This window comes from Corallococcus sp. AB011P (assembly GCF_003611605.1).
Taxonomy (GTDB): domain Bacteria; phylum Myxococcota; class Myxococcia; order Myxococcales; family Myxococcaceae; genus Corallococcus; species Corallococcus coralloides.
The window spans coordinates 60,458-86,875 of the sequence record NZ_RAVX01000020.1 but is presented as its reverse complement, the minus strand read 5'-3'; the positions used below and the strand labels follow the sequence as shown (position 1 = coordinate 86,875).

At 69.2% G+C, this 26,418-nt stretch carries 21 protein-coding genes; 9 read left to right on the top strand and 12 right to left on the bottom strand.

Annotation, left to right across the window (positions count from 1 at the left end; all coding sequences use genetic code 11):
• Nucleotides 1-99: 99 nt before the first annotated feature.
• The gene (locus D7X30_RS33690; RefSeq protein ID WP_233591946.1) at nt 100-1,080 is read left to right on the top strand and encodes a LysR family transcriptional regulator; all 981 of its coding nucleotides are present in this window, start codon (nt 100-102) and stop codon (nt 1,078-1,080) included.
• 519 nt (nt 1,081-1,599) lie between these two features.
• Here the strand turns inward: D7X30_RS33690 and D7X30_RS33685 are convergent.
• Both D7X30_RS33685 and D7X30_RS33680 read right to left on the bottom strand, forming a co-directional pair.
• Nucleotides 1,600-2,730: a class I SAM-dependent methyltransferase gene (locus D7X30_RS33685; RefSeq protein ID WP_120567090.1), complete on the bottom strand. Its 1,131-nt coding sequence runs from the start codon at nt 2,728-2,730 to the stop codon at nt 1,600-1,602.
• A 31-nt stretch (nt 2,731-2,761) separates the two neighbouring features.
• Nucleotides 2,762-3,304 carry an endonuclease V gene (locus D7X30_RS33680; protein WP_370038049.1) on the bottom strand — a complete coding sequence of 181 codons (543 nt, stop codon included), beginning with the start codon at nt 3,302-3,304 and terminating at the stop codon, nt 2,762-2,764.
• 81 nt (nt 3,305-3,385) lie between these two features.
• Between D7X30_RS33680 and D7X30_RS33675 the strand changes: the two genes are divergently transcribed.
• A complete protein-coding gene (locus tag D7X30_RS33675; RefSeq protein WP_120567088.1) occupies nt 3,386-5,341 on the top strand; it encodes a DUF4185 domain-containing protein in 1,956 nt (651 codons plus the stop codon).
• A gap of 138 nt (nt 5,342-5,479) precedes the next feature.
• Here the strand turns inward: D7X30_RS33675 and D7X30_RS33665 are convergent, their stop codons facing one another.
• Complete coding sequence (locus D7X30_RS33665) at nt 5,480-6,745, bottom strand: amidohydrolase family protein (protein WP_147443384.1); 1,266 nt, start codon at nt 6,743-6,745, stop codon at nt 5,480-5,482.
• Nucleotides 6,746-6,837: 92 nt separating this feature from the next.
• Here D7X30_RS33665 and D7X30_RS33660 point away from each other — a divergent pair, with 92 nt between their 5' ends.
• The 3 genes from D7X30_RS33660 (at nt 6,838) to D7X30_RS33650 (ending at nt 10,636) form a co-directional block, all read left to right on the top strand.
• Nucleotides 6,838-7,428, top strand: coding sequence for a hypothetical protein (locus D7X30_RS33660; protein ID WP_120567085.1), 591 nt, complete (start codon nt 6,838-6,840; stop codon nt 7,426-7,428).
• Between the two features lie 102 nt (nt 7,429-7,530).
• Nucleotides 7,531-9,102, top strand: coding sequence for a PKD domain-containing protein (locus D7X30_RS33655; protein WP_120567084.1), 1,572 nt, complete (start codon nt 7,531-7,533; stop codon nt 9,100-9,102).
• Between the two features lie 97 nt (nt 9,103-9,199).
• Nucleotides 9,200-10,636 (top strand): glycoside hydrolase family 43 protein, encoded by a 1,437-nt coding sequence (locus D7X30_RS33650; RefSeq protein ID WP_120567083.1) that lies wholly within the window; start codon nt 9,200-9,202, stop codon nt 10,634-10,636.
• 53 nt (nt 10,637-10,689) lie between these two features.
• Here the strand turns inward: D7X30_RS33650 and D7X30_RS33645 are convergent, their stop codons facing one another.
• A complete protein-coding gene (locus tag D7X30_RS33645; RefSeq protein WP_120567082.1) occupies nt 10,690-11,412 on the bottom strand; it encodes a TetR family transcriptional regulator in 723 nt (240 codons plus the stop codon).
• A 125-nt stretch (nt 11,413-11,537) separates the two neighbouring features.
• On the opposite strand from D7X30_RS33645, the gene D7X30_RS33640 reads away from it, so the two are divergent.
• Nucleotides 11,538-12,416, top strand: coding sequence for an SDR family oxidoreductase (locus D7X30_RS33640; RefSeq protein ID WP_120567081.1), 879 nt, complete (start codon nt 11,538-11,540; stop codon nt 12,414-12,416).
• Here D7X30_RS33640 and D7X30_RS33635 read toward each other — a convergent pair.
• The 5 genes from D7X30_RS33635 to D7X30_RS33615 all read right to left on the bottom strand — a co-directional run bounded on the left by D7X30_RS33635 (nt 12,400) and on the right by D7X30_RS33615 (nt 17,518).
• Nucleotides 12,400-13,530 (bottom strand): hypothetical protein, encoded by a 1,131-nt coding sequence (locus D7X30_RS33635; RefSeq protein WP_120567080.1) that lies wholly within the window; start codon nt 13,528-13,530, stop codon nt 12,400-12,402. The two genes, D7X30_RS33640 and D7X30_RS33635, sit on opposite strands and share 17 nt — an antisense overlap.
• 80 nt (nt 13,531-13,610) lie before the next feature.
• Complete coding sequence (locus tag D7X30_RS33630) at nt 13,611-14,321, bottom strand: iron-containing redox enzyme family protein (protein ID WP_120567079.1); 711 nt, start codon at nt 14,319-14,321, stop codon at nt 13,611-13,613.
• A gap of 79 nt (nt 14,322-14,400) precedes the next feature.
• The gene (locus tag D7X30_RS33625; RefSeq protein ID WP_120567078.1) at nt 14,401-15,213 is read right to left on the bottom strand and encodes a GNAT family N-acyltransferase; all 813 of its coding nucleotides are present in this window, start codon (nt 15,211-15,213) and stop codon (nt 14,401-14,403) included.
• A 63-nt stretch (nt 15,214-15,276) separates the two neighbouring features.
• Nucleotides 15,277-15,831, bottom strand: a complete 555-nt coding sequence (locus D7X30_RS33620; protein ID WP_120567077.1) for a hypothetical protein — start codon at nt 15,829-15,831, stop codon at nt 15,277-15,279.
• A 295-nt stretch (nt 15,832-16,126) separates the two neighbouring features.
• Entirely contained in the window at nt 16,127-17,518 is a 1,392-nt protein-coding gene (locus tag D7X30_RS33615; RefSeq protein ID WP_120567076.1) for an APC family permease, read from the bottom strand.
• Nucleotides 17,519-17,583: 65 nt separating this feature from the next.
• Between D7X30_RS33615 and D7X30_RS33610 the strand changes: the two genes are divergently transcribed.
• Nucleotides 17,584-18,576: a hypothetical protein gene (locus D7X30_RS33610; protein WP_120567075.1), complete on the top strand. Its 993-nt coding sequence runs from the start codon at nt 17,584-17,586 to the stop codon at nt 18,574-18,576.
• A gap of 8 nt (nt 18,577-18,584) precedes the next feature.
• Here D7X30_RS33610 and D7X30_RS33605 read toward each other — a convergent pair whose 3' ends face one another.
• A complete protein-coding gene (locus tag D7X30_RS33605) occupies nt 18,585-18,989 on the bottom strand; it encodes a RidA family protein (RefSeq protein WP_120567074.1) in 405 nt (134 codons plus the stop codon).
• A gap of 105 nt (nt 18,990-19,094) precedes the next feature.
• On the opposite strand from D7X30_RS33605, the gene D7X30_RS33600 reads away from it, so the two are divergent.
• A complete protein-coding gene (locus tag D7X30_RS33600; RefSeq protein WP_120567073.1) occupies nt 19,095-20,006 on the top strand; it encodes a LysR family transcriptional regulator in 912 nt (303 codons plus the stop codon).
• Here D7X30_RS33600 and D7X30_RS33595 read toward each other — a convergent pair.
• The gene (locus D7X30_RS33595; RefSeq protein WP_120567072.1) at nt 19,993-20,406 is read right to left on the bottom strand and encodes an immunoglobulin-like domain-containing protein; all 414 of its coding nucleotides are present in this window, start codon (nt 20,404-20,406) and stop codon (nt 19,993-19,995) included. The two genes, D7X30_RS33600 and D7X30_RS33595, sit on opposite strands and share 14 nt — an antisense overlap.
• A gap of 194 nt (nt 20,407-20,600) precedes the next feature.
• Nucleotides 20,601-23,486: a YncE family protein gene (locus tag D7X30_RS33590; RefSeq protein ID WP_120567071.1), complete on the bottom strand. Its 2,886-nt coding sequence runs from the start codon at nt 23,484-23,486 to the stop codon at nt 20,601-20,603.
• 213 nt (nt 23,487-23,699) lie between these two features.
• Here D7X30_RS33590 and D7X30_RS33585 point away from each other — a divergent pair, with 213 nt between their 5' ends.
• Nucleotides 23,700-26,414, top strand: a complete 2,715-nt coding sequence (locus D7X30_RS33585) for a LuxR C-terminal-related transcriptional regulator (RefSeq protein WP_120567070.1) — start codon at nt 23,700-23,702, stop codon at nt 26,412-26,414.
• Nucleotides 26,415-26,418: the final 4 nt, after the last annotated feature.

Here is a 26,418-nt window from a genome sequence, read left to right as displayed (position 1 = left end):
ATGAGGTGACAGTGCGCCAGAGGGGAAGGAGACGGTAGACGCGTGCTCCGTACAGCGGTTATACGCGGCACGTATCACCTCCTATGGGAGCAGGCCCGCATGCCCAACCCTTCGAAGCCCGCCCGGCGGCGTGGGTCCCCGCCGAAGATTCCCGCGTCCGCCAGCGCCGACCGGCTGGAGCTGATGCAGACGTTCATCCGCATCGTGGACGCCGGGAGCCTGTCCTCCGCCGCCGCGCAGTTGGGCACCACGCAGCCGACGGTGAGCCGCCGGCTCCAGGCGCTGGAGCGTTCACTGGGGCTGCGGCTGCTCCAGCGCTCCACCCACGCCATGAAGCTCACCGAGGATGGGGCGCGCTGCTACGAACGGGCGAAGGAGCTGCTGGCCAGCTGGGACATGTTCGAGTCCGACCTGCGCGGCGCGAGCGACGAACCCGAAGGCACGCTGCGTGTCGTGGTGCCTCACGCGTTCGGGCAGGAGCTGCTGGTGGCGCCGCTGACGGAATACCTGGGCCGTCACCCGCGGGTCTCCGTCGAATGGCTGCTGCATGACCGGCCGGTGGACTTCATCGCGGACGGCATCGATTGCGCGATCCACGTCGGCGAGGTGCAGGACCCCAGCGTGGTGGCGTTTCGCGTGGCGGAGGTGCCTCGCATCGTCGTGGCCGCGCCCTCGGTGCTGGCGGGGGGACGCGTGCCGGTGCATCCCGACGAGCTCGCGAGGCTGCCCTGGCTGTCCCTGCGCACGTTCTATCGCAGCGAAATCACGCTGACCCATGTGGCCACCGGCGAGGTCCAGCCCATCGTCTTCCAGCCGCGCGTGAGCACGGACAGCCTCTACGCCATGCGCAGCGCCGCGGTGAAAGGCCTGGGCGTCTGCGTGGGCTCGTCCTGGGTGCTCCAGGAGGACCTCCAACGCGGCCGGCTCCTGCACCTGGTGCCGCAATGGCAGGCCTCGCCGCTGCCCATGTACCTGCTCTATCCAGCCGCGCGCTTCCATCCCGCGAGGCTGCGCAGGTTCGTGGAGTGGATGCGTGAAAGGATTCCAGCGGCCCTGGCGGTGGCCACGCGCACGGGATGAGTCAGCTCTTTTTGGACGAAATTGACATACGGAGGGTGAATCCAGTGCAAGCCCTTTTCGGGTGCAAAGGACTCCATGGTGCAAAAGAAGCTGCTTGGTTTTGGATTGGGATTGGCGCTGCTCACGGGGAGCACCGCTGCGTGGGCGGGCGGCAAGGGCAGCTCCCCCGTCTACATCAACATCTCGCTCCGTTATGCCTCTGGGAGCATGGGAGATGCACGCAACTCCCTGGACACGGACCAGGGCATCAGCATCTCTGTCGATGCCTCGCCCGGCTCTGAGTTCGCCTATGTCAACGTTCGTGATGGGCCCTCCAGGCCGAGGCCCATCAGTGGCTGGACGAACGCCTCGCCTCCGGTCGATGGGGCAACACGCAGCGCGAGGCGCTCCGCGCCTATCGTCTGCGCCTGACCGCCGCCCAGTACCACGAGCTGTTCAAGAAGCTGGCGGTCGAGCTCAACAGCCAGAAGCTGCGCATCGAAACGACGGACGGCCCTCCCTTCTGAGGGCGCGCCCTGGCTATCTGGCGGTGGGCACGAGGCCGTAGAGGGTGGTGACCTCCCGGGAGCGCGCGGCGTGCAGGGGGTCCGCCTTGTCCTTCGCCTTGGAGTGCCGTGCCGGGGTGGCCTTTCGCCACGCCACCGTCAGGCCGCAGCGCTCGAGCTGCTCCTCGAGCCACCCGGGCGGACGCAGGCCCAGCAGCACCGCCAGGTCCGATAGGATCAGCAATCCCTCTCCCTCCGGGTTCAGCGCGGCGGGGAGCCCTTCGAGGAAGCCGCGCAGGAACTGGCTGTCCTCGTCGAACACCGCGCGGTCCACCCGGTTCTTGGGAGGCTCGGGGATCCACGGCGGATTGCAGACGACGAGGTCCGCTTTTCCTTCCGGAAACAGGTCCGCCTCCGCCACCTGGAAGCGCTGGGAGAGGCCCAGCCGCTCCGCGTTCTCCCGTGCGCACGCCACCGCGCGGGAGTCGCAGTCCGTGGCCTGCGCGAACGCCGCTCCGCGCTGCAGGAGGAGAAAGGACAGCACGCCGGTGCCGGTGCCCACGTCGAACAAGCGCTTGCCCTTCACGTCCGGCACGGCCGCCAGCAGCTCCACGTAGTCCGTGCGTGTGGGCAGGTAGACGCCGTAATGCGGATGGAGCAGCCCCTTCAGCCCCGGGACCTCCAGGCCCTTGCGCCGCCACTCCGCGGCCCCGAGCATGCCGAGCAGCTGCTTGAGCGGCACGACGGTGAAGTCCTCCGTGGGCTCGCCCCAGACCTGCCGGCACGCCTCCGCGACGTCCGGCGCGCGCGCGAGGTCCAGGCGGTAGCCTCGGTCCAGCGCGACGACGATGCGCGACAGCGTCGCGTGCTCCTGCTGCCGCGCGCGGCGTTCGGCCCGGAACGCCTCCAGCGGTGAGCGGGCCTGCCAGGGCCGTTCGAGCCGCCGGCCCAACGCGCCCAGCAGCTGCTTCGCATTGTGGAAGTCGCCGGTGTAGCGCAGGAACTCGCCCCGGCGGACGCGCTTGAGCGCGGTGTCGGCGCTGAGCCCGTCGTCCACGGGCGACAGGCGCGTGGGCGCGGGCTCGTCACTCTCTGAGTGCCAGGTGAACGCGGCTCCGGGCGGAAACTCGAAAGGCGAGGCGGTGGGGCGGCGGGGGCGATCCATGCCCCTGGGGTAGCACGTCCTCGTCCCTCAGTCAGGACTCACGGCACAGCCGGTCCACGAACTTCAACATCGTCGGCAGGCGCGATGCGCCGTGCATCCGCCGGATGTACTCCGCGGCGGTCGCGGTCTCCATTCCAATGGATGTGACGAGCAACGGACGCAGGCTCTGGCCTCGCACGATGGGCAGGGCCGAGCCGGTGGTGACGTAGGGCGTCTTGGCCACGCCGATGATGGGCACCGTGCGACAGAGCGCCTCGTACAGGTGGGCGCCCAGGCCGGGCACGCCCTCCCCGAGCCACACGTAGCCATCCACGACGATGGCCTCCAGCGGCTCCTGCACGTCGGCGAGCACCCGCAGCAGGTGCGGCAACTCACGGCGGTAGAACTGACCGGGCTCGTAGGGGGCCGCGATGGGGCCCCGGTCCACCAGGTGCGCGGCCTCCTTGGCATCTGTCCACGCGCGGAAGAGGACACACGCGGCCACGGTGACGTCAGGGCGGTAGTCCACGTCCACGCAGGCGAGCATCCGGATCTCCTCGGGCGTCCCCCACGCTACAGCTGATCCACTGGACACTGGAGTTCTCAAATCATGGTTGGGTATTTCCTGATTTCGGGCTTTTGCTGTTAATGCAAATTCCTTGCCGGGGGAGTCCAGATGATGAGGCGTGCGGTGGTGTTACAGGCGGTGTGTCTGTTGGGGGGCGCGGGTACGGCCGGGGCGGTGACGCCCACGAACGTGACGAAGGTGGCGCGGGTGACGGGCGCCACGCCAGCGGGTGAGACGCTGCCCAACCCGAACCAGACGCATACGAACTACGAGGTTTACGGCACGGACCTGGGCATCGTCTGGGACAAGGGCGGCGGCGAGGTGTTCGTCCTGTTCGGGGACACCTTCGGCGCGGGCTGGTGCGGCAACGGCGGGTGTGGCGGCGGCTGGCGCAGCAACGTGCTGGCGCGCTCGGCGGACACCACGCTGTCCAACGGCCTGTCCTTCACCACGATGATCCAGGACCGCACCCGCCACGCGAAGGAGGTGCTGGCGTCCAGGAAGGTGGACAACGACGAGATGACCGTCATCCCCACCGCGGGTGTCAGCGTGGGGACGCGCCACTACATCCACTACATGTCCGTGAAGCACTGGGGCGACCCGGGGCAGTGGACCACCAGTTACTCGGGCATCGCGTACTCGGATGACAACGGACAGAACTGGGTGAAGCACCCGTCGGCGCGCTGGGTGAACAACGCGTCCTTCACGAATCCCTTCCAGATGGGCGCCTTCGTGAAGAACGGAGGCTTCGTCTACCTGTACGCCACGCCCAACGGGCGCTTCGGCAACGTGCACCTGGCGCGTGTGCCGGAGGGCGCGCTGCTGGACATCAACGCGTACCGGTATTGGGACGGCAACGGCTGGTCCGCGTCCCAGGCGGCGGCGCGCCCGGTGGTCATCGGCATCGCGGGGGAGCTGTCCGTCGCCTACAACGCCGCGCTGGGCCGCTTCCTGATGACGTATCTCAACGAGCACCGGCAGGCCGTGGTGATGCGCGACGCGGGCACGCCCACCGGGCCCTGGAGCGGGGAGAAGCTGCTGGCCACCGGTGCCGCCTTCCCCGGCGTCTACAACGGCTTCATCCACCCGTGGGGCAACAGCGCCAACGAGCTGTACTTCATCACCTCGCAGTGGACGCCCTACAACACGTTCCTGATGCGCGCGACGCTCACGGCCGACGCGGAGGGCAACAACCTGCTGTCCGAGCCGGGCTTCGAGACGCAGGCCGCGACGCCGACGATGGCGCCCTGGTACCTGGCGGGCGCGGGCGGCATCGACCGGGCGCTGGGCGGTGCGCGCTCCGGCCAGGACAACGGCTTCGTGCGCGCGTCCAGCGGTTGGAACGCGCTCAAGCAGAGCGTCGTGGTGCAGCCGTACACGGACTACACCCTCAAGGGTTGGCTGCGCTCCTCGCCCAACACCACCCGGGGCTACTTCGGCGCGCGCGCCGCGGGCAATGGCCCCATCCTGGGGGAGACGCAGTACGGCTCGCTGCCGTCCTGGGCGGAGCGCACCGTCACGTTCAACTCCGGCGCGAACACCCTCGTGGAGGTGTACGGCGGCATGTGGGCGGACACAGGCGACACCTGGGCGCAGCTGGACGACGTGAGCCTCACGCGGGGCGCGAACCTGGTGGCGCAGGGCGGCTTCGAACAGCAGCCGTCCTCCACCGCCACCTCCCCCTGGTACGTGCAGGGCAACGGCGGCGTCGACCGGGGGCTGGGCTTCGCGCGCACCGGCGCCAACAACGGCTTCGTGCGCAACAACACCGGCTGGAACGCCCTCAAGCAGGAGGTCGCGGTGACGCCCAACACCGTCTACACGCTGACGGGTTGGGTGAAGACGTCCTCCAACCAGGATGACGGCTACTTCGGCGCGCGCATGCTCAACGGCGGCCCCATCCTCAACGAGGTGCACCTGACGCAGCCGCTGGGTGGCTACACGTTCCAGTCCGTCACCTTCAACTCCGGCGCCAACTACAGCGTGGAGGTGTACGCCGGAACCTGGGCGAACACGGGCGACACCTGGCTGCAGGTGGATGACGTGGCGCTGGTCCGCGACTGAAGCTCCAGGATGTACGGCACCTCCGTGTCCTGCGAGCTCGTGGGCTCGGAGTCCACGCCGAGCGTTTCGACACAGCGGTAGTTCGCCGCGCCGCGGTTCGTGTCCTCGCCGTTGACGCTGCGGATGCGTGGCAATCCGCTACTCGGCGGAAGCGCGGACGAAGAGCACCTTGCCTGTTCGAATCGTGCACTTCACGTCGGCGAGCCGCCGGACATCCGTGGCGGGATCGCCGTGGAGCACCACGAGGTCGGCGTCGAAGCCCGGCTTGACTCGGCCCCGGCGCTCGGCGGCGCTCCAGCGCGCAGCGGGGGCGGTGGTCAACGATGCGAGGAGCTGCATCGGTGTCAGCCCCGCGTGGGCCATGAGGACGTATTCCTGCGTCGGATCCAGGTCCGTCATGTACCCGACGTCGGTGCCGAACAGGACCTGGCCACCCGCGCGGGAGAACGCCGCGAGCTGCCGTTCGGCGCTCCCCACCAGGCGGTCGCGCACGTCAGCGGGCACGTCCGCCTTGGCGAGCTCGTACCCCCAGAGCTGCAACGTCGGCACCACGGAAACGTGGCGCGCGATCATCTGGCGGACGAGCTCCGCGCTCCACTCGGTCTTCGGTGAATCGATGGTCGTGTGCACGATGACGTCGACGCCAGCCTGCACGGCGGCACTCACGCCCTCGGGGTCGGTGGGGTGCACCATGACCAGGCCACCCCGCTGGTGGGTTTCATCCGCCGCGGCGCGAGCGACGTCCGCGGCCATGCGCCGGATCTCACCACCTCCCTGGGGCGTGGCGACGAACAGCTTGGTCCCCTTCGCGCCGTCCCCGACATTCTTGCGGACGATGGCGCGGGCCTCCTCCGCCGACGCGGGTTGCGGAAGCCGCGCCAGCAGCTCGGGCGGCAGGTCCCTCAGGTAGAAGGGAATGCCTTTCTCCGGATACATCGGGGAGCCAACGGTGAGGATCGCCGGCCCCTGCAGCTCGCCCCGCTCGATGCGCTGGCGAAGCGCCTCCGTGTTCGCGGGGTCGGAGCCGGTATCGACGACCGTCGTGAAGCCGAAGCGCGTGGTCATCCCGCTCAGCGGTGGCTGAAGCTCGTCGCGCGGACGGCTGCCGGCTCCGGCGAACGCGGCATCCGTGAAGTGGACGTGGCTGTTCTGGAACCCCGCGGTGATCACCCCACCGCTGCAGGCGTCCTCGAGCCGCACTCCAGGGGGCGGAGCAACCGGCGCGGAGCCCATGGCTTCGATCCTCCCGCCGCTCACGACCACCCAGGCGTTGTCCAACGGGGGCGCGTCCGGAGCCACATAGAGCCGCGTGCCCGTCAGGAGATAGCGATCCGTGGGAGCTGGACGCTGGCTGGACGCGCAGCCGGCGGAGGCCAGAGAGAGAAGCAGAGCGACCCGTTTCATGATGTTCACCTCGCTGATCCGAACCGTGCTCCCAAGCGCGGAGCCCGTCAAACGGCCGATGCATTGGACCGGCGCCTGATATGACTTCAGCCATGTCCCTGAAGCACGTCTCGCCCCTCCTCGCGCTCCTGCTGTCCGTGCCTGGTGGTTCCCCCCGGGCGGCGGATGCGAAGCCCGGTGCTCCGGTGCCCTCCAGCTGCGCCCAGGCCCCCTTGTTCCAGCGCTACGCGCGCAGCGGCATGGTGGAGTCCCTGCCTGGAAACAAGGTGCGACTGACGGTGGTGGCGGACGTCCACAGCGCGGACTGCGGCACCCCCGACTGCTACTTCACGAAGGTGCGGGCGGTGTTCCACTTCGCGGAAGGCAAGGGCTGCCACGTGCGCGAGGTGGAGGTCTCCACGGAGGAGGGTGGCTGCATCCCGGAGGGTGAACGTGCTCCGCCGAAGCGGGAGGCCTTCTTCCCCAAGGGCCCCGCGGACGTGGCCGACCCGGCGTTGGCGCAACTCACCCTGCGCACGCGCAAGGCGGACCGTGCGCTCGTCCTCCTCCCGAAAAACCTCTTCTACTTCGAGGACGTGAAGGCGGGTGCTCCGCTCCACACCACGCTGCCCACCGATGCGGAGGGCGAGGCCGCCTGCTGCTGGGGCGCCTCCATCGCGGAGTCGCATTTCCGCGCCGAGTGATTTTTCCAGTATATTCCAGTTTGTCTGAATAGAATTGACTTGCTGGTTTCCGTGCTCGCAATGTCTCCCCGTCGCCAACGATGGCGACAGGGGGAGCACACCATGCCGAAGTCGAAGCAACTCGCGTCCTGCCTTGCCCTCGCGCTGGCCACGGTCTCGCCAGTGGCCCTTGCTGACTCCGCGATCTACGGCGGCGGCCCGTTCTATTCCGGCGGCACCGCGGTGATGAACGACCTGCGCGGCTCGGGCTTCACCACCGTGATCCTCTGGAGCTTCCACATCGAGGACAACGGCGACCTCGTCTACAACGACATCCCGGTCGTCAGGAACGGCGCCTATATCGGCGACCCGGCCTGGCCCACGCGGCTGGCCACGCTCAAGACGGCGCCGACTTCGGTCAATCGCATCGAGGTGTCCATTGGCGCCTGGAGCGTCCCCGACTTCGAGCGCATGGCCCGGCTGGTCAACGGCACCGCCGCTGGCTGCGGCAGCACGCTCGTCTGCGGCACCGGCACCAACAGCATCCTGTACCGCAACTTCCAGGCGCTGAAGGCCGCCACCGGCGCCGACGCGGTCAACTTCGACGACGAGAGCGCCTACGACCTCGCTCCGACCACGCAGTTCGGACAGATGCTCATCGGCCAGGGCTTCAAGATCACCTTCGCGCCCTACACCCAGCAGACCTTCTGGCGGAACCTCAGGAACAACCTCGGCTCCGCGGTCGACGGCATCTACCTTCAGGTCTACGACGGCGGCGCCGGCAACAACCCCGCGAGCTGGAACACCGCGATGGGCATGACCGTCGACCCGGGCCTGTGGTCGCGCCACGGCACCAACTGCGCCAGCGGCGACAGCCCGGCCTCGGTGCAGAGCCGGATGAGCAACTGGAAGAGCACCGCCGGCATCAACGGCGGCTTCATGTGGCTGTACGACGACATCCAGAAGTGCGCGGCGCAGGGCACGAGCGCGCAGTACGCGGCGGCCATCAACACGGCGGTCAGCGGCAACACCCCGCCCGTGGCCAACTTCGGCGTCACCGTGAGCGGACTCACCGCGACCTTCAGCGACGCCTCCAGCGATAGCGACGGCACCATCGCCTCGCGCAGCTGGAGCTTCGGCGACGGCAGCGGCTCGACCGCGACGAATCCCAGCCGGGTCTATGCCAGCGCTGGCAACTACAACGTCAGCCTGACCGTGACGGACAACGGTGGCGCCAGCCACACCCGGACGCAGACCGTCTCGGTCGGCGCGGGCTACGCCAACCTGGCGCTCAACAAACCGGCGACCGGCTCCACCGCCTGCAACAGCAGCGAAACGCCGGCCAAGGCAGTCAACGGGAGCGTCTCCGGCGGCACCACCGACAAGTTCTGCTCGCTGGTGTCGGGCGCCTGGATGCAGGTGGATCTCGGCTCCGTGCAGACGGTCAGCAGCTTCACCGTCCAGCATGCCGGCGCGGGCGGCGAAGCGAGCACCTGGAACACCCGGGCCTTCACCCTCCAGACCTCCAGCAACGGCACGACCTGGAGCACCCCGGTGACGGTGACCAACAACACCGCCAACACCTCCACCCACGCCATCAGCGCCACCTCCGCGCGCTACATCAAGCTCAACATCACCACTCCGTCCCAGAACGGCGACCCGGCGACGCGCATCTACGAGCTCGAGGTTCGCTGACCGACCCTGCCCACGCCCGGGATGGGATGGAATCTCGACAACAAGTAAAAACTGATAAATAGGACTTCCAAGTCTTCGCAGGCCTGGAGGTCCATCGATGAAGAACCCCCCGTTGTTGTCCGCCGTCGTCCTCGCCGCGCTCGCGGCGGGGTGTGGTGAGGAGCGTTCCGACGGCCCCCTCGTGGACGAGGCCCCGGTGGCCACGTCCACGGGGGCGCTCGCGTGCAGCACACGCATCACCTACGGGGACCGGTGGATCCACCCCGGGCACCCGGAGCAGTTCGACATCGCAAGCGGTCTGGTGACGTGGGACGGCAGCTGCGTCAACGAAGGCTCCAACTCCTACGCCGTGTTGTCGAACGGCTGGAAGCCGTACTTCACCGGGTCCAACGCCTGTGTGATGGCGCTCGACACCTCCGACTGCTCCGGCGCCACGGCCTGCGCGACGCGCGTCACCTACGGTCCGGCGTGGTTGCACCCCGCGGGGCACCCGGCGCAGTACGACGACGTGGGCGGCCGCGTGTGGTGGGACCGGGGCTGCACCAATGCGTCCCCCAATTCGTACACGGTGCTGTCGAACGATTGGTCGCCGTACTTCAGCGGCAGCAACGCGTGCGGCATCTCGCTGCGCTACACGGGCTGTGGCGGGCTCTACCAGAACCCCGTGGTGCCCGTGGACTGCGCGGACCCGGGCGTCATCCACGACGGCACGCAGTACGTCGCGGCCTGCACGTCCGGGGGCGCGGCCAACGCGTTCCCGCTGCGCACGTCCAAGGACCTGGTCACCTGGACGGCCGCCGGCAACATCTTCCCCTCCGCGCGCCGTCCGACGTGGGCCACGGGTGACTACTGGGCGCCGGAGCTCCACAAGGTGGGCAGCCGGTACATCGCGTACTTCACCGCGCGCCACCAGGACGGGAAGCTGTCCATCGGCGCCGCGACGGCCACCAGCGCGCTGGGGCCCTTCACGGACCTGGGCCATCCGCTGGTGCATGACGCGGGCATGGGGATGATTGACGCCACGTTCTTCTACGACACCGCGGGCGTGCCGTACCTGGTGTGGAAGGCGGACGGGAACGCGGTGGGGCAGCCCACGCCCATCTATGGCCAGACGCTGTCGGCGGATGGGCTGTCGCTCACCGGCACGCGCCGCACGCTCATGAGCAACACGCTCGGCTGGGAGGGCGGCGTCGTCGAGGCGCCGTGGGTCGTCGCGCGGGGTGGCTACTACTACCTCTTCTATAGCGGCAACTCGTACGCCAACAGCACCTACGCAGTGGGAGTGGCCCGGGCCACGAGCCCGCTGGGGCCCTATACGAAGCTGGGCAACCCCATCCTCAAGACGGGCGGCGGCTGGGTGGGGCCCGGCCACAACTCGGTGGTCACCGGACCCGGCGGGGACACGGTCATGGTCTATCACGCGTGGAACAGCGCCCACACGGCTCGGGTGATGCTCGTGGATGCCATCACCTGGCCCAACGGCTGGCCCGCGGTTCCGGAAGCGCCGTCCTCCGGTTCGCGTCCGATGCCGTAGCGGGACTCTTCAGGCAGGGGACTGGCGCCTGGCCCCTGCCTGACGACGCGTTGTCACCCGGCGTCCGTGATGCGCGCCAGCAGTTCGCTCAACAGCGCGCTCTCGCCTGGGGTCAGGACGGTGAGCCGGTCCAGGGAGGCGCGCAGCGTGGTGGCCGCTGAACGAACCTCCGTGTTCGCCTGAGGGGCGGCCTCGCTGGTGATCGCGGCCATGACCGTCTCTCTCGCGGCCTCCGACAGCCCCAGGTCGCGCTGCCCTTCAGGCTGGCGCAGGAGCGTGAGCACGGCGCCGTTGCACATCGACGACACGAGGCCGAGCGCCCGCTCTTCACTGACCCGCAGCCGGCCCGCGAGCGCGATGTTCCGGATGCGGCGCCGCAGGACTTCATTCCCCGTGCTGCTCACGGAGGACTGGGGGGCTGGCTCCAGGTCGCTGCACATGAGCGCGAACAAGCCTGGATGGCTGAGTCCGAACGCGACGTGCATGTCCCAGCCCATCCGCAGGTCCTGAAGCGGATCCGGGTGCGGCTTGCGCGCGGCCTTCTTCGCCACGTAGCTCGTCAGCTCGTGCTCGACCACGGCTGACAGGAGGCCGCGCTTGTCTCCGAAGAGCCGGTAGAGGGTCGGCGCCTGCACACCGGCCGCGGCGGCCACGGCACGTGTGGTCGCGGCGTCGGGCCCTCCAGAAGCGATGAGCTCCGCGGCGGCCGCCAGGATGCGCGCACGCGTATCGGGGCCCTCGGCGTCTTCGGCGGCGGCCTTCTCGCGATCCTTCATGCGACCGACTTAACACGCGGCTTCCGGAACGGCGGTAACGAACACTTGATAACGGCGATAGCGGTCGCTACGTTATCGTTGGTATCCAGTTTTCGTTTCCGAGGATACGGAAGAGGGGACGTTCAATGATCGTCGTGACCGGAGCAACGGGGCAGCTTGGCCGCCTCATCGTGGAGAAGCTCATCGCCCGCGTCCCCGTGGACCGGGTGGCGGTCAGCGTCCGGGACGTCCAGAAGGCCCAGGACCTGGCGGCGCGCGGTGTCCGGGTGCGGAGGGGGGACTTCGCGGAGCCGACGAGCCTCGCGCAGGCCTTCGAGGGCGCGACCCAGGTGCTGGTGGTCTCGTCGAACGCCGCCGCGCATGGGGGCGATCCCCTGGCCCAGCATCGCTCCGCCATTGACGCCGCGCGGTCCGCCGGCGCGCGGCGCATCGTCTACACGAGCCACATGGGCGCGAGCCGTTCGTCGGCGTTTCCTCCGATGCTCGACCACGCGGCGACGGAGCAGATGCTGGCCGGGTCCGGTCTGGCGTGGACCTCGCTGCGCAATGGCTTCTACGCCTCGAGCGCGGCGTTCCTGCTGGAGCGGGCCCTGCCATCGGGCGTCTTCGAGGCGCCCGCGGACGGGAAGGTCTCCTGGACCACGCACGCCGACCTCGCGGAGGCGGCGGCGGTGATCCTGACGAGCGAGGGTCGCTTCGACGGGCCGACGCCGCCGCTCACGGCGTCGCAGGCGCTCGACTTCGGTGAGCTGTGCGACGTCGCGTCGGGCATCCTCGGACGTCCCATCCGTCGAAGCACCGTGTCGGAGGACGCGATGCGCGCGAAGCTCGTGGCGAGCGGCATGCTCGCGCCCGGGGTCGGCATCTCGCTCGGCCTCTACCGCGCGAGCCGCGACGGTGAGTTCGCGGCCGTCGACCCCACGCTGCGGCAGCTGCTCGGGCGTGAGCCGACGAGCATGCGCGAGCTGCTCACCGGGAAGCTGATGCTCAAGGCGCGGGGATGAACCGAAGCTCCCCGGGACGCAGCGGCCCCAGGTACTTCAGCCACTTCTCGTACTCGCTGTCGTACGAAGCCCGGCGCACGTAGACGTCACCAAAGGCCCCCGAGGTGGGTGTGGCGCGCAGCCACAGGTCCAGCGCGCCCGTGTCGTCCATTCGCGCCACGCCGATGTCTCCCGGCGACGGCGTCCCCGGCAGCGGAGGCAGGGGCTCCACGCCCTCGTCAGGCTTTGTCTGGAGGCTCTGCATCCGGTCCCGGATCGCGTCCAGCACCCAGGGGTCCATGCCCGGCAGCGCGCGCAGGCGGGCGTCCTGTGCCTCCAGCCGCGCGCTCAGCGTGGGGAGCACCTGGGTGCGGAGGGTCTCCACGGCCCGGGCATCCCAGCCCAGGTAGCGGGTGCTGGTCTGGAGGGCGAGCTGCAACCGGCCCAGGTCGTCCAGGGTCGGCAGCTCCTGCGTCCGGGCCAGCCACGTTTCATAGAACGTGCGGAGGAACCACTCCTGGTCGTGCCGGATGACCGGCACCGCCTTGCCCCATTCCCAGTCCGGCGCGAGCCCCGTCTGCCCCAGGTGCCAGGTCGTGAATCCGCCGCGCTCGTCGGCGAACTTCGCAAGCTGCGTCCAGCGGGCCCCGGTATCGGGGCGGGACTCGATGAACTCGCGGCAACGGCGCATGTCCTCGGCGGAAGCGCGCGGATCCGCGGCCACCAGGTCACACGCCTTGTCCACCGCCCCCCCTTCCACCGCGGCGCGCAGCGCGAGCCGCGCTTCCTGCTCCTGCCGTGCGCGGTGGCGCGACGTCGCCCACTCGCCGCCCATGATGGCCAGGAAGGCAGTGACGGCGCACGCGACCAGCGCCACCATGGGCAGGCCCATCCCCAGCGGGACCGGGTCGAACGAGCGGTCCGACAGGAAGCGCCGCCAGCCGACCCAGAGCGTGAGGAGCAGCGGAAGCACCGCGAGCACGAAGGCCAGCCCGTTCAACGCCTGATGCAGCGGCGTGGCGGAGTGCCGGTATGACTCACTGCTGAAGGCCAGGGTGAAGAAGGTGCCGACCAGCAGCGCCACGCCCAACCCCAGCTCCACCAGCAGACACACTCCCGCGACGACCGCGCTCATCTTCGTTGCCCCTGTCCCGTCGCGGTCAGGGCCCCATGCTCCCGGCCGCGCGCCGTGAGCGTAGCCGAATCCGGCGGTCCCTATGCCGCGAGCGGACGGCTGGAGGCGCCACCCTCACGGAAGATGCGCGGGTAGACGCTCCGGGCGACCCGCGCCGAGAAGAGGATGGCCTCCTGATCCTCGGGGTCCGTCAGCTTCCCCAGGATCTTCACCATCTCCGCCACGTGGTCTCCGTCCAGGGCCCCATGGCTGCGCAGGAACGTCACCGACTTGTGGATGTTGGGAATGGCGGCCGCCGCCTGCATCCGCTCCGCCCACCGGCCCGCCCGCGTCTGCGACAGGTACTCCAGCACGTAAGCGGTCCCCAGCACCGCCGTCGGTACGCCCGCGCGCGAGGTGAAGAAGTTCCACCCCGTATAGGCATCCACCGCCGGACTCTTCGCCGCCGCCTCCACCTGCTCCTCCGTACACCCCAGGTTCTTCAGGTCGGACAGCAACCACAGGTCGTGCCCCCGCTCCTCCTCCCCCTTCTGGATCAAGAGCTCCGCCAGCTCCGGATGGCGTCCAAGCTGCCTCAGCCGATGGCCCGCCTCGCTGAGCAGCGCCGTGCTCCAGCGGGCGTAGTGGTACGTCTGGACGAGGTAGTGGATGTAGCCCTCCGCGTCGAGGGTGCCTTCGAGCATGAGGCGGGCGTCGGGCTGCGCATCCACCGCCGCCACCAGCGCTCGCGCCTCCGCGTCCAGCGCCGCCAGCCAGTTCGCTCCCGCCTGATGCTCTGTCTGTGTTTGCACGTGCGTCTCCTGTCCGGGGCCGTCTGGGCTCCCGGCGGATGTGTGTTGAAGACGAAGGAAGGGAAGCGCCGCGCCGGGTCTAGGCGGCGGAGCTCAGGCTGTTCTCCAGCGCGTGGAAGCGCGCCAGGGAGTCCGCCGGGATTTCATCCAGCGCCATGATGAGCGGCAGCGTGAACCACTGGAAATACGCGTCGTAGAGCGGCTCCGCGATGAAGCGCGCCCCCATCGTCCTGGCGAAGAGCGAGGGCGACCTGGGAACCCGCAGTCCGTCCAACAGCCCCTGCTTCGCCCGGGACCGCTCCTCCGGTGTGTAGAAGGGGGTCCGGGAGTGCACCGCGGCCTCCCGTGGATCGGGCACGTCCACCCGGAAGCACGGACTCCGCCATCCCCGGCTCGCCACCACCTGCCACGACAGCAGTGCGTCCTCGGGCGAATCCGTCTCCAGGTTCGCGGACGCAATCCAATGGGTCACCCCGCGCCGCCGGCTCTCCGCGTACATGCCCGCCTGCAGCCAGGTCACGGCCTCCGAGCGCCTCCACTTCGGCAGCACGCAGAAGCGCGAGGGCTCGGCGAACACCATCCCCGGCCGGATCAAGGCCGAGAGGTCCATTCTCTGCTCCAACTCAAGTCCCACCGTCCCGCCCAGGTTCGCCGCCACTTCCGCGTTAGGCAACGCCACCCGCATCGTCGCCACCGGTTCGGCGCCGTCATGGACGAGCACATGCACGGTGGTGTCGAGCGTGTCGACGCAGGTCACTTCCCGCCGTGACAGGGCCGATTGCTCGGACAGCAATCCCAGCTCTCCGCCAAAGACAGCCCAGCGGATGCGAGCCGCGTCATCGAGCTCCCGTTGGGTGGTGGCGACTCGCCAATGCCAATGCTTGCGCCTCATGGGTCGTCTCTCGGGCACCGCCCGAGGCCTCATACAACGGCCCCGGGCGGCGTGAGGCTCACGTCACTGCATGATGGTGACGATCTGCGCGAAGCAGGTGTTGATGTCGATGTAGGAATTGATGGTGTCGAGGGCACAGACGGCGCCGCCATAGGTGTTGTAATAGACCGTCGCGGTGCAGGTCCCCGCGGAGTCCGCGATGTCCACGCGCCAGATGCACGTCTTCGCGCCGGCCGGGTTCGCCGGGTCGACCGTCCAGTAGTACTGCTGGGAGAACGACGGGGCCGGCGCGGGGGCGTCGATCTGGAACCCGCCCAGGTTGGCGGTGGGCACGGGATAGGGCGAGTACACGCCATTGAACGTGCCGGTCACGATCTGGAGGCCCAGGGAGATGGTGGCGCCGCTCTGGTTGGAGACGAAGAAGTTCTCCAGGGCCGGGCCAATGGCGGCTCCGCCCTTCACCTGGGGAACTTCGGTCGCGCCCTCGCGAACGCTGACGTACTCGCCGCGCTGGGAGAGGAAGTCGGGGAACCCGAGTTCGACCGTACCGGCGAAGGCAACAGACGGCGCGAGGGACAACAGGGAGGCAGCCAGGAAACGCTTCACGTTCCTCGTCATGGACTACTCCTGAGTTGATTGTGTGGGGTTGGCCGAAGCCGAGGCATTCCTAGCACTGGTCTTGATTTAACTGCAAATCAGAACGAGCAAATCAGGTAGTTCCTGTGGGTGCGGATGATTTCGTTCAGCCCGTGTTGCACATTGCGTTGGGGGGCAGGCTAGGGGGTTTCCACGGGTCTACTCATACACGCCGCCTGGGTTCGGTGCGCCCCCGCTCGCCGGGTAGGCGGGCGAGCAGGTCAAACACATACGCGCCTTCGCATGGCTTCAATCAATGACAGTCGCGTTCGGAGCGTCAAGGCGCGCCCAGGGCCGGCGGGGCCTCCGGCCGCCGGGTGCGCCGGCTCCAGAACAGGAACACGGGCACGCCCGCGCCAAACAGCAACGTGCCCTTGAGCGCGTTGAGAGGGTTGGAGGCCGCCGAGCCCAGCAGGACGTACAGCGCCGCCGCGATGAAGAGGAGCGGGGTGACAGGATAGCCGGGCACCCGGTACGCGGCGCGGGGCACCAGCCCCTGCCGTTCGCGAGCGCGGTAGACGAACAGCGTCGCGGCCGTGGCGCCGAAGATGAGCCAGTCGGCGAAGACGACGTAATCGAGCAGCTCGCCGTACGTGCCCGTGCCCGTGAGGAAGATGGCCCAGGCCGCCTGGAAGAGGATGGCGTTGGAGGGCGTGTGGTAGCGCGGGTGCAGCCGGGCCATCCACGGGAAGAACAGTCCGTCCGCGGCCATGGCCTGGTACACGCGCGGCGACACGAGGATGACGAGGTTGAGGAACCCGAAGGTGGAGAGGGCGACGCCCAGGGTGATGAACGTGCGGCCCGCGGGCCCGATGAGTTGGCCGAGCGCGTCCGCCGCCGGGGCGCTGCTCGCCGCGAGCCCCGCCGCGCCGAGCGTGCGCAGGTAGGTGAGGTTCGCGAGCAGGTACACCGTCACCACGCCGATGACGCCGAGCAGCAGCGCGCGTGGCAGGTTGCGCTCGGGGTCGACCATCTCCTCGGCCACGAAGTTCGTCTGCTGCCACCCTCCGTAGCTGAACAGCACCGGGACGAGCGCCGCGCCCAGCGCGAGCACCAGGGAGTCGGGCGCCTCCGGAGCGGCAACGACTTCCACCGCGGCGGGATGGGCGCTTTCGAGCAGGAGCCCCGCGCCCACGAGCCCCGCGAGCGCCAGCAGTTTGAGCACGGTGAAGATGTTCTGCGTGAGCGCCCCGGACCGCACCCCGAAGTAGTTCACCCCGGAGAGCAGGAGGATGGCGCCGACGGCGAGGGGAAAGCGGAACCCGGGCCCCAGGCCGGTGAGCGCGAGGGTGTAGTTGGCGAAGGTGACGGCCACCGCGGCGATGGCCCCGGTGGCGATCATCAGCATCAATCCCCACGCGTTGAGGAACGCGGGCAGCGGGCCGAAGGCATCGCGCAGATAGACATAGCTGCCGCCCGCCTTGGGGATGCGCTGGCCCAATTCCCCGTAGATGAAGGCGCCAATGAGCGCCACGCCTCCGCCGAGCAGCCACACGGTCAGGGTGAGCTCTGGCGTATGCACGCGCTGCGCGACGATGGCCGGGTTGAGGAAGATGCCCGAACCGATGATTCCGCCAATGACGAGCATCACCCCGGAGAACAAGCCGACGCGTCGAGCGTAGCCGTCGCGGTGGGGCGCGGCTTCATCCTGGAGGGGGGAGGGGCTCATGGGCACCCAGCATATCGGCTAGCATGGCTGCTCCCGAACATGTCCATGTTGGAAGGAGGGGCCCCTTGGCGGCTTCGGATGGCATTGACCCGGCGTTGGATGCCCTGACAACCGAAGGACCCCTGCCAGGCGTGGAGGGTGCCCTGCGCGCGCTCCTGGCGACCCAGAAGGCCCGCCGCTTCAGGCACCGCCTGACGGCCGGAGTGCGGTCCCTGGCGCCGCTGGGGGGCATCATCCTGTGCATCGGGATTGCTGGCACCGCCGAGGGCCCGCTGTCCGTCGTGGCGGGAGTCCTGGGGATTGGGCTGGCGGCCGCACTGTTTGTTCGGAGCTTGCTCTTCACCCGCTTCCACGCGGCCGGGCACCCTGGCGACGACCCGAACCGCCGGCCAGAGCTGGTCGTCCGGGTGCTTCAGCGCCTCAAGGCGGACCTCGCACCGGACACGTCCGTGCGCCTGCGGCTTCGTCCCGACCCCCGTCCCGAGGGACCGGGTTCGAGCCTGTTCATGGTGAAGTACCGCAAGAGTGCTCCGCCGGATGTGCTGGATCCGTGGCTCCTGTTGGAGACGCGGCTGGCGGATGGCGCGCACCTGAGGCTGAGCGCGGTGGAGCGCCGCAGGATCAAGGTCAGCGACCATGGACCCGACGGGCCACGGCGGCGCACGAAGTCCAAGCAGAGCGACACGCTGTTCCTGGAGGCCCGTCTGCGCGTGAAGGCCAAACGGCACCCGGGGCTCGCGGCGCTGTCGCTCGACCGGGCCCGGGCGGCGGTGCTCCTTCCGCCCGGTGCGAAGCTTCAGCGGCTGCGCATCACCGGAGAGCACCTGCGGCTCCGGATCCAACTGGAGGAGGCCTGGCGTCCCTTTGTCCCGAAGGACACGGGGGACGAGAAGTCCTCCGCCCCTGACGCGTCCCGCGCGGTGACGATGATGCTGCTGAGCCTCTACCAGATGCTCCACCTCGCCCGGACGCCCCCGGCCCCCAAGGCCGCCAGGCAGCCGCCGCGCGAGAAGCCGCCGCACCCCCGCGCCAGGTCGCGGCGCCGCCGATCTGGTTGAGAAGCGGCTCAGCCCACGACGGCCGTGGCTTCGATCTCCACAAGGACGCCCGGCTCGTAAAGCACGGAGACCCCGATCAGCGAGGCCGGCGCCGGAGAGATCCGCAGCTCCCTGGCGACCTGCTCGATGCCGGCGAGGAAGTCAGGCATCGATTCGCGCTTCCAGTCGACCACGTAGAACGTCAGCCGGACGACGTCGTCGAACGTCGCCCCAGCCGCCGCGAGAGCGATGGCGACGTTGCGGTAGGCCTGCGCCACCTGTCCGGCCAGGTCGCCGCGAGCGACCAGCTGTCCATCCGCGTCGTACGCGACCTGTCCCGCGATGTGCACCTGCCGGGTGCCGGTGGCGATGGCCACCTGCCGGTACACGTCGGGCTTCATGATTCCGTCGGGGTTGAGCAGGGTCACGGGCATGGATGATCTCCAGAGGGGAGGCGAGTGCCGGACTCGTATACCGGGACCATTGACGAACAGCGTTCCCCTCTCCAGCGACGCGGTCGCTACAATCGAGCGCCCTCGATGAAACGCGCCCACCTGGATGAGATCTTCGCCTTCATGTCCGTCGTGGACGCGGGCAGCTTCGTGGGCGGCGGAGAGGCCCTCGGTCTGACGCGCTCGGCTGCGGGCAAGGCATTGGCCCGGCTGGAATCCCGCCTGGGGGTGCGCCTGCTCAATCGCACGACACGCCACCTGAGCCTCACCGACGAGGGCCGTGTCTTTCATGAGCACTGCCTGCAGGTCCTCGCGGCCCTGGACGACGCGGAGGCCAGTGTCGGGCAGCGCACGGGTACTCCCCGAGGGTTGCTGCGGCTCACGCTGCCCGCCGCGTTCGGCAGACTGCATGTCCTTCCCCTGCTGCGGGACTATCTGCGGACCTGGCCCGAGGTGCAGGCGGAGGTGAGCTTCTCCGATCGCGTCTCGGACATCATCGAGGAGGGCTACGACCTGGCGGTGCGCATCAATGCCTCCAGCACCGATACGCGCCTGGTTTCGCGGACCGTGGCCCGATACCCGGTGTTTGTCTGCGCGGCGCCCGCCTACCTGGAGGCGCGCGGCGAACCCAGCACGCCGGAGGACCTGTCAGCGCATGAGTGTCTGGTCTTCAGCAGCCGGACGCGACGGCAGCACTGGCACCTGCGCCAGAAGGGCGGCTCCACGGTGAAGGTGGAGGGACGAAGCCGCCTGCGGCTCGACAGTGGCGAGGCGATCCGGGACGCAGCCGTCGCGGGGCTGGGCATCGCCTATCTTCCCGGCTTCCTGGTCAACGAAGACCTGGCGAGCGGGCGGCTCAAGGCGCTGCTTCCGTCCTGTGAGACGGAGCACGTCCCGATCATGGCGCTCTACCCGAGCAAACGTCACCTGCCAGCGAAGGTGCGGCGCTTCATCGACCTGATGGTCGAGCAATGGAACACGACCGTCACTGCTCGATGAGGAAGGAGTTGCTGATCACCGGCTCCTGGACGGCCCGCCCCTGGGAGTCGGTCTCCCGGGTGTCCACGTCGTGCACGATGCGGTACTCGCCCGCGGCCAGCTCCGAGGGGAGCCTCAGCGTGCCCTGGGCCCGGGCGCTGGCCTTCAGCGTGTGCTGGATGGCCTGGCATGCCTCGGTCTCGCCCAGGTGCGGTGTGTGGCTCCACCCGGTGTCCTCCCTGCGCTCGACCCGCACGTCGCAGAGGTTGTAGCCCACCTCGCGAGTGCCCTCGTTGCGCAGCTCGAGCTGGACGGTGTCGCCGGACCGATACGCCGTGGCGTCCGTGGAGAGGGAGACTTCGACCTCCCCACAAGCCACCAGCAGCGTGGTGAGGGCCATCAACGGAACGGTGAGTCGCATCTGCGTCCTCCTGGGATTGAGTCCCGGCGCTGATGCAGCTGCCAGGCCATGGTCATCCCATCGTTTTCCGGAGGAACGCACCCGGCAGGCATCTCAGTTATTTGAGAGCCCCGGCCATCGGACACGAAAAAGCCCCGCCTCCCCGGGGTCGCCGGGGAAGCGGGGCAGGGGGCCATCCACGCCACGTCAGTCCATCACTGACCGTCGAGCCTGCCGTCCAGGTTCCGGTCGAGCGCGATGCGAGTGCCGGAGCCCGGAGGCACCGCGGTGAAGGTCACCTCCTGGCCCAGCGTGTTCGCCAGCGCGCGCAGGGCCGTGGTGGTGAGGTTGGCGGTGCCGTCGTCCGGCTTCCACGTGCCGGCTGCGCGGTCGAAGAGGAAGCCCTTCACGCGCGTGCCGATGGCGGCCTTCGCCACCAGGTCGGCCTCATACGTGGAGCCTCCGAGGATCTTCGACACGAACGGCGCCTTCGCCCGGGCGATGAGCAGGTCGATGCGCGCTCCCACCGCGGAGGCGTTCGTCGACGTGAGCGTCACCTGCTGTCCGACGATGGGCGCCAGGTCGGAGTCCACCGCCATCATGTAGGCCTCCACCTCGCGGCGCTCGGTGTCGCTGCGGAAGCCCACCAGCGGCCCGCCGATGCTGGTGTTGGAGAAGACGATGGCGCTGAAGAAGCGGAACAGCGTGTCCACCGCGCCGTCGTGCGTGTAGCCGAAGCCGCGGATCTGATCGCCCGTGGGCCCGGTCTCCGAGTGCTGGAAGAAGCTGCTGTCCGGGAAGCCGAACATGCCGACCTTCGTGTACATGTTGCGCACGTGGGGAATCTTCATGATCTGGCTGATTCCCTCGAAGCTGGCCTGACCGTCGGTGCCGAAGAAGCCCTGCGCGGCGTCGATGGTGTGACAGCCATTGCAGTTGAAGCCGGTGTTGCTGCCAATCGCCAGGCCGTCCACTCGGCGGCTGCCGAAGTAGAAGTCGCGGCCGGCCGCCTGCGTGGACGTGAGCGAGTTGTCCAGCTTGCGGATGGGGTTGGGCGGCAGCTGCACCTGGAGCTGGTAGTTCGTGAACTGGTTCATCTCCGCCTCGGTGGGCTGATCCACGCGGCCGAGCAGCCCCGGGAAGGCGACGACGAAGTTCTTGAACGACAGGGCCTCATCGTACGAACCCGAGCCGAAGAAGCCCGTCGACCGGTCCCCGCGCCAGTGCATGGCGCCCGAGGTGGACATGCCGCGCAGGGTCTGCGTCGTCATGGGCCCCTTCATCGGGTGGAAGGAGTTCTGGTTGCCGGTGCCGTTGACGTCCGAGCTCGGGTGGCCGGTGAGCAGGCGGAACGCGCCAATCTCCAGGCTGCTAGCGAGCCGCTTGTCGATGCCGTTGGCCGTCACCGGGTCATCCGGGTTGCCCAGGTCCCAGGCGAGCTCGTCCTTGTCGCCGAAGATGTGGCAGCTGGCGCAGGAGGCCTCGCCGTTGGCCGAGGAGAAGTTCGCGTCGTAGAGGAACGGGCGGCCCTGCACGACGGAGGCGGGCTCGGGGTTGTAGAGCGCCGCCGAGGCCACCTGGCTCTTCGTGGACAGGTCGATGACCTTCACCGCGTTGTCGAAGCGGGTCATCACGTAGAGGCGGTTGCGCGCCTCATCCAGCACCAGGCCGCTGGGGCCGCCGCCGCTCACCGGGATGTAGTTGGCGCTGGCCGTCCGGGGATTGAAGGTGTCCGCCTCCAGCGCCGCGGTGTCGAAGACGCCGACCTTGCTGGAGCTGAACGCGGCCACGTACAGCTTCGCGCCGTCGCTGGAGATGGCCATCTCCGTGGGCGTGGAGAGGCTGTGGTTCTTCGCCGTGGGGTCGAAGCCGGGCGCGCCGGCCAGCTTCGAATAGTCGATGTGCTTGTTCAGGTGGCGCGCGGACACCGTCGTCCCCTTGATGACGGTGATGCGCATCTTCGCGATGTTGCCCTGCACCGTGCTGCCGCCGAAGGCGCCGGGGCCCTCGAAGCGGGTGTGGTTGTTGGCGTCGCTGTTGGTCGCGTACACCGCACCCGTTTTCGGGTTGGTGGCCAGGTTGAAGACCGTCGTCCCCACGCCCGTGTAGAACGCCTTCTGCTGAAGGCCGTCCGCGTCGATGGCGAAGACGTCCTTGTCCGGCAGGTTGAAGCGCACGCCGTTGTTCCAGCCGCGGCCGAGCGTGTCCTCCCAGCGGCTGAGGGCGCTGTTCCACTTGACGATGAGGCCCGTCTCCGGCGCCTTCGCACCCTGGGCGTTCGTGGACGGCCCGGGCAGGCCTCCCAGGAAGAGGTTGTTGCCCCACGGGAACGAGTCTGGCTGGACCAGGCACACGCCCGCGCTGCCAAAGCCGTTACACACGCTGTCCATGTTGATGGTCGTCGTCCGGTTGCCGGACTGGGCGATGGCCGCGTAGACCGTCTTCTTGTCCGGGCTGACGGCGAGGCCTCGGGGCGTGTCGCCGAAGAGCGTCAGGATGCGGACGGGCGTGCCTCCCAGCGTCGTCCCCAGGGCCGCGGGGTTGAAGACCCAGATGTCCGCGCGGCCCACGCCCGGAGTGGTGAGCTGCGGATCCCCCGCGCCGGGCACGGAGGCGATGGACGGATCCGTGCGCTGCTGGCCGCGGTGCGCGGTGGTGATGAACGCATTCCCGTTGGCGCCGGCGAACACGATGTCGCGAGGCTCGTCACCCACGAGCAGCGTGCGCACCACGTGCGGCGTGCCGCTCACGCTCACCACGCTGATGCTGTCGGACAGGTGGTTGACCACCCAGACCTCGGTATTGTTGCGCACGGCGACGGACACGGGCTCCAGGCCCACCGGCACCTCCACCGCGAGCGTCAAGCCCGCGCTGGTGACGTTGAAGACCTCCAGGCGGTTGTCCGGCGTGTTGACGGCGAACAGCTTCGTCCCGTCCGGAGAGAGGGCCAACGGACGCACGTGCGCGCTCTCGAACTCGATGAACGAGGGCGCCTGGGCTGCGGCGGGGGAGGCGACGAACAGGGATGCGGCGGCGCACAGCAGACCGGTTCGGGCGCGCCACCGGTTCTTGCTCGGGCCCACTTGCGGGGTACGGACCATGGGGATCTCCTGGGTGAGCGGATGAGAGCTGCGCACTCGGGATTACCAGTGAGAGCCGCGACATCGCCCCCTCCGAAGGGAGGGGCTGGGGAGGGGGATTGTGACGCGTTGCGGTGTTTGCTGTCTGACATTGGATGCGTCAGAGCCCCGGCCGCGGCACGAGCGGCCCGTGGTCTACTTCGCAATGCAATCGGTCTCAGGGGGAACGTGCCCATGGGCGATCCGCTCTCGCACCTGCTGCCGACGAAGCTCACGCCGCCGCGGACGGCGTCGGTGCTCGTGTCGCGGAGCGCGGCGCTCCGGAAGATTGAACGGGGTGTCGGCGGCACGCTCGTGCTGGTGACCGCGCCGCTGGGCTCGGGCAAGACGACGCTGCTGACGCAGTGGTACCGCGAGGTGGGCGGTTCGCGGTTGCTCGCGTGGCTGTCGCTCGACGAGCGGGACAACGCGCCCGAGCGCTTCTTCTCCTACCTCGTCGGCGCCATCCGCCGCGCGGCCCCGGAGTTCGACGCGTACATCGCGAGCCAGCTGGACGCGCAGGTGGCGCCCCCGCTCGACCATGCGACGACAGTGGTGCTGCGGAGCCTGTGGAACCTGGGGCGCGAGCTCGTCGTGGTGATTGACGACTTCCACGTGCTGCGGGAGCGCTCGCTGGTGCGGGCCTTCTCGTACCTGCTGGACCACGCGCCGCCGCACGTCCACTGGATTGTCTCGTCGCGCAGCCCGCCGGAGCTGGACCTGGCGAAGCTGAAGCTCACCGAGCAGCTGGTGACGCTCGACGGCCGCGACCTGGGCCTGGATGGGGAGGCCATCCACGAGCTGGGTCAGCGCCTGTGCGGCGCCGCGCTCAATCCGGAGGACGTGGAGTACCTGCGCGCGCGCACCGAGGGCTGGGTGGCCGGCGTGAAGCTGGCCCTGCTGACGGCGGGCGAGCACGCCAGCGTGAGCGACGCGCTCCGCAAGGCCGTCGGCTCCAACCACGACGTGGCGAGGTATCTGGCGGACGTGGTGCTGCGGGAGCAGACGGAGGAGGTGCACGCGTTCCTGGTGCTCAGCTCGGTGGTGGACCGGCTCAACGGGGAGCTGTGCAACGCGCTCCTGGGCATCACGCAGGGGCCGGCGCTGCTGGCGGAGCTGGAGCGGGCGCAGCTGTTCATCCAGTCGCTCGACACGCAGCAGCAGTGGTACCGGTACCACCCGCTGTTCCTCGACTTCCTGCGCACGCAGCTCGCGTGCACGTATGGCGACCGCATTCCCCGGCTGCACCGCGCGGCGAGCGCATGGTTCGCCGAGCACGCGCTGCCGGACGAGGCCCTGACGCACGCGTTCGCTTCCGGGGACCGGAGCTGGTGCCTGGAGCTCACGGCCCGCTGCGCGGAGGCGTGGATGCGCGAGGGCGAGATTGCCTCCGTGCTCCATTGGACGGCGAAGCTGACGGCGGAGGAGACCTTCCACGCGCCGGCCATCTGCGTGGCGCGCATCGCGTGCCTCATCCTGTCCCGAGGCTTCGCGCCGGCATCCCTGGCCCTGCAGGACGCGCAGCGCCGGCTCCAGACGGCCGCGGCAGACCCGCAGCGCGAGCGGCTGGCGCGACAGCTCTCCCGGCTCGAGCTGCTGCACGCTGTCCTGTCGGACTCGGCCCCTGCCTCCGGCGTCGAGCTGGAGACGTCACCGGGGGACGAGGACCCGGACGTCTTCATGGCGGGCTCGGTGCTGGCGGCGAAGGCCTACCAGGCGCTCCGGCAGAACCGGTTCGATGCGATGCGCCGGCTCGCGTCCGTCGCGCGCGAGACGCTGCAGGGGCTGAACAACCCCTACATGGTGGGCTACACGGACGTCCTCATCGTGCTGGCGGACCGGGCGCAGGGGCACATGAAGGACGCGGTGGACCGGTGCGAGGCGGCGTTCGAGCGCGCGAGCCGCGGACGGCGCAATCCGGTGTGGGTGAACGCGGCGACGGCGCTGGCCAACACCCGCTACGACCAGAACAGGCTGGACGAGGCCGAGGCGCTCTGCATCGAGGTCCTCCCGCTGCTGTCACAGGCGGCGGTGTTCGAGACCTTCGCGGTGGCCTACCTGGTGCTGGCCCGACTCAAGGCAATCCGAGGCAAGTACGCGGAGGCCTGGCAGCTCTTGGACTACCTGCACAGCGTGCTCGAATGCGGGCACCAGACGCGTTTCCTGGCCCATGTCTGCGGCGAGAAGATCCGCCTCGCGTTGGTGGAGCAATCCCCCGCGAGGATGAAGGCGGTGGCGCGGGAGTTCGACCTGGGCGAGCGCATGCGCCGGGGCGAGTGGAGCGAGCGGCGCTTCTACGACGAGACCTGGGAGCAGCTGGGGGTGGCGCAGGCGTGGGTGTTGATGGCGAAAGGGCGGCACGACCGGGCGCATGGGCTGTTGGAGACGCTGCGGGCCAGCGCGCATGACGCGGGCTGCGTGGCCCGGGAGACGGCGCTGCTGGCGGCGCTGGCGGTGTGTCATTGGCGCACGGGGGACCCCGCGGCGGCGTTCGCCGCGGTGAACCGGGGGTTCGCGCTGGTGCCCCGGTTCGGCTTCAGCCGGGGCGTGTTCGACGAAACGCCGGGCTTGCAGGAGGTCATCGTCGCGGCGGCCACGCAGCGGAAGCTGAGCCACGTGCTGCCGGCCCGCTACACCGAGCGGTACCAGGATCTGCTGTCCCTGGGCCCCAGCGGGCCGGCCGGAATCGCGCCCCTGCCCAGCGCGCCGCTGGAGCCGCTCACCGAGCGGGAGCTCCAGATGCTCAAGCTGCTGGCCCAGGGGCTGAGCAACCAGGAGATCAGCGAGCGCTCCAACGTGGCGCTCTCCACCACGAAGTGGCACCTGCGCAACGTGTTCTCGAAGCTCGAGGTGACAACGCGCACCGCGGCCATCGTGAAGGCACGGGAGCGACTGGCGCGGAACCTCTGAGGGC

Excerpts from the sequence above, each read along its gene's own strand:
- D7X30_RS33690 (WP_233591946.1), top strand. The coding sequence starts at position 100 with ATGCCCAACCCTTCGAAGCCCGCCCGGCGGCGTGGGTCCCCGCCGAAG.
- D7X30_RS33685 (WP_120567090.1), bottom strand. The coding sequence starts at position 2,730 with ATGGATCGCCCCCGCCGCCCCACCGCCTCGCCTTTCGAGTTTCCGCCC.
- D7X30_RS33675 (WP_120567088.1), top strand. The coding sequence starts at position 3,386 with ATGATGAGGCGTGCGGTGGTGTTACAGGCGGTGTGTCTGTTGGGGGGC.
- D7X30_RS33665 (WP_147443384.1), bottom strand. The coding sequence starts at position 6,745 with ATGAAACGGGTCGCTCTGCTTCTCTCTCTGGCCTCCGCCGGCTGCGCG.
- D7X30_RS33660 (WP_120567085.1), top strand. The coding sequence starts at position 6,838 with ATGTCCCTGAAGCACGTCTCGCCCCTCCTCGCGCTCCTGCTGTCCGTG.
- D7X30_RS33655 (WP_120567084.1), top strand. The coding sequence starts at position 7,531 with ATGCCGAAGTCGAAGCAACTCGCGTCCTGCCTTGCCCTCGCGCTGGCC.
- D7X30_RS33650 (WP_120567083.1), top strand. The coding sequence starts at position 9,200 with ATGAAGAACCCCCCGTTGTTGTCCGCCGTCGTCCTCGCCGCGCTCGCG.
- D7X30_RS33645 (WP_120567082.1), bottom strand. The coding sequence starts at position 11,412 with ATGAAGGATCGCGAGAAGGCCGCCGCCGAAGACGCCGAGGGCCCCGAT.
- D7X30_RS33640 (WP_120567081.1), top strand. The coding sequence starts at position 11,538 with ATGATCGTCGTGACCGGAGCAACGGGGCAGCTTGGCCGCCTCATCGTG.
- D7X30_RS33635 (WP_120567080.1), bottom strand. The coding sequence starts at position 13,530 with ATGAGCGCGGTCGTCGCGGGAGTGTGTCTGCTGGTGGAGCTGGGGTTG.
- D7X30_RS33625 (WP_120567078.1), bottom strand. The coding sequence starts at position 15,213 with ATGAGGCGCAAGCATTGGCATTGGCGAGTCGCCACCACCCAACGGGAG.
- D7X30_RS33620 (WP_120567077.1), bottom strand. The coding sequence starts at position 15,831 with ATGACGAGGAACGTGAAGCGTTTCCTGGCTGCCTCCCTGTTGTCCCTC.
- D7X30_RS33615 (WP_120567076.1), bottom strand. The coding sequence starts at position 17,518 with ATGAGCCCCTCCCCCCTCCAGGATGAAGCCGCGCCCCACCGCGACGGC.
- D7X30_RS33605 (WP_120567074.1), bottom strand. The coding sequence starts at position 18,989 with ATGCCCGTGACCCTGCTCAACCCCGACGGAATCATGAAGCCCGACGTG.
- D7X30_RS33600 (WP_120567073.1), top strand. The coding sequence starts at position 19,095 with ATGAAACGCGCCCACCTGGATGAGATCTTCGCCTTCATGTCCGTCGTG.
- D7X30_RS33595 (WP_120567072.1), bottom strand. The coding sequence starts at position 20,406 with ATGCGACTCACCGTTCCGTTGATGGCCCTCACCACGCTGCTGGTGGCT.
- D7X30_RS33590 (WP_120567071.1), bottom strand. The coding sequence starts at position 23,486 with ATGGTCCGTACCCCGCAAGTGGGCCCGAGCAAGAACCGGTGGCGCGCC.
- D7X30_RS33585 (WP_120567070.1), top strand. The coding sequence starts at position 23,700 with ATGGGCGATCCGCTCTCGCACCTGCTGCCGACGAAGCTCACGCCGCCG.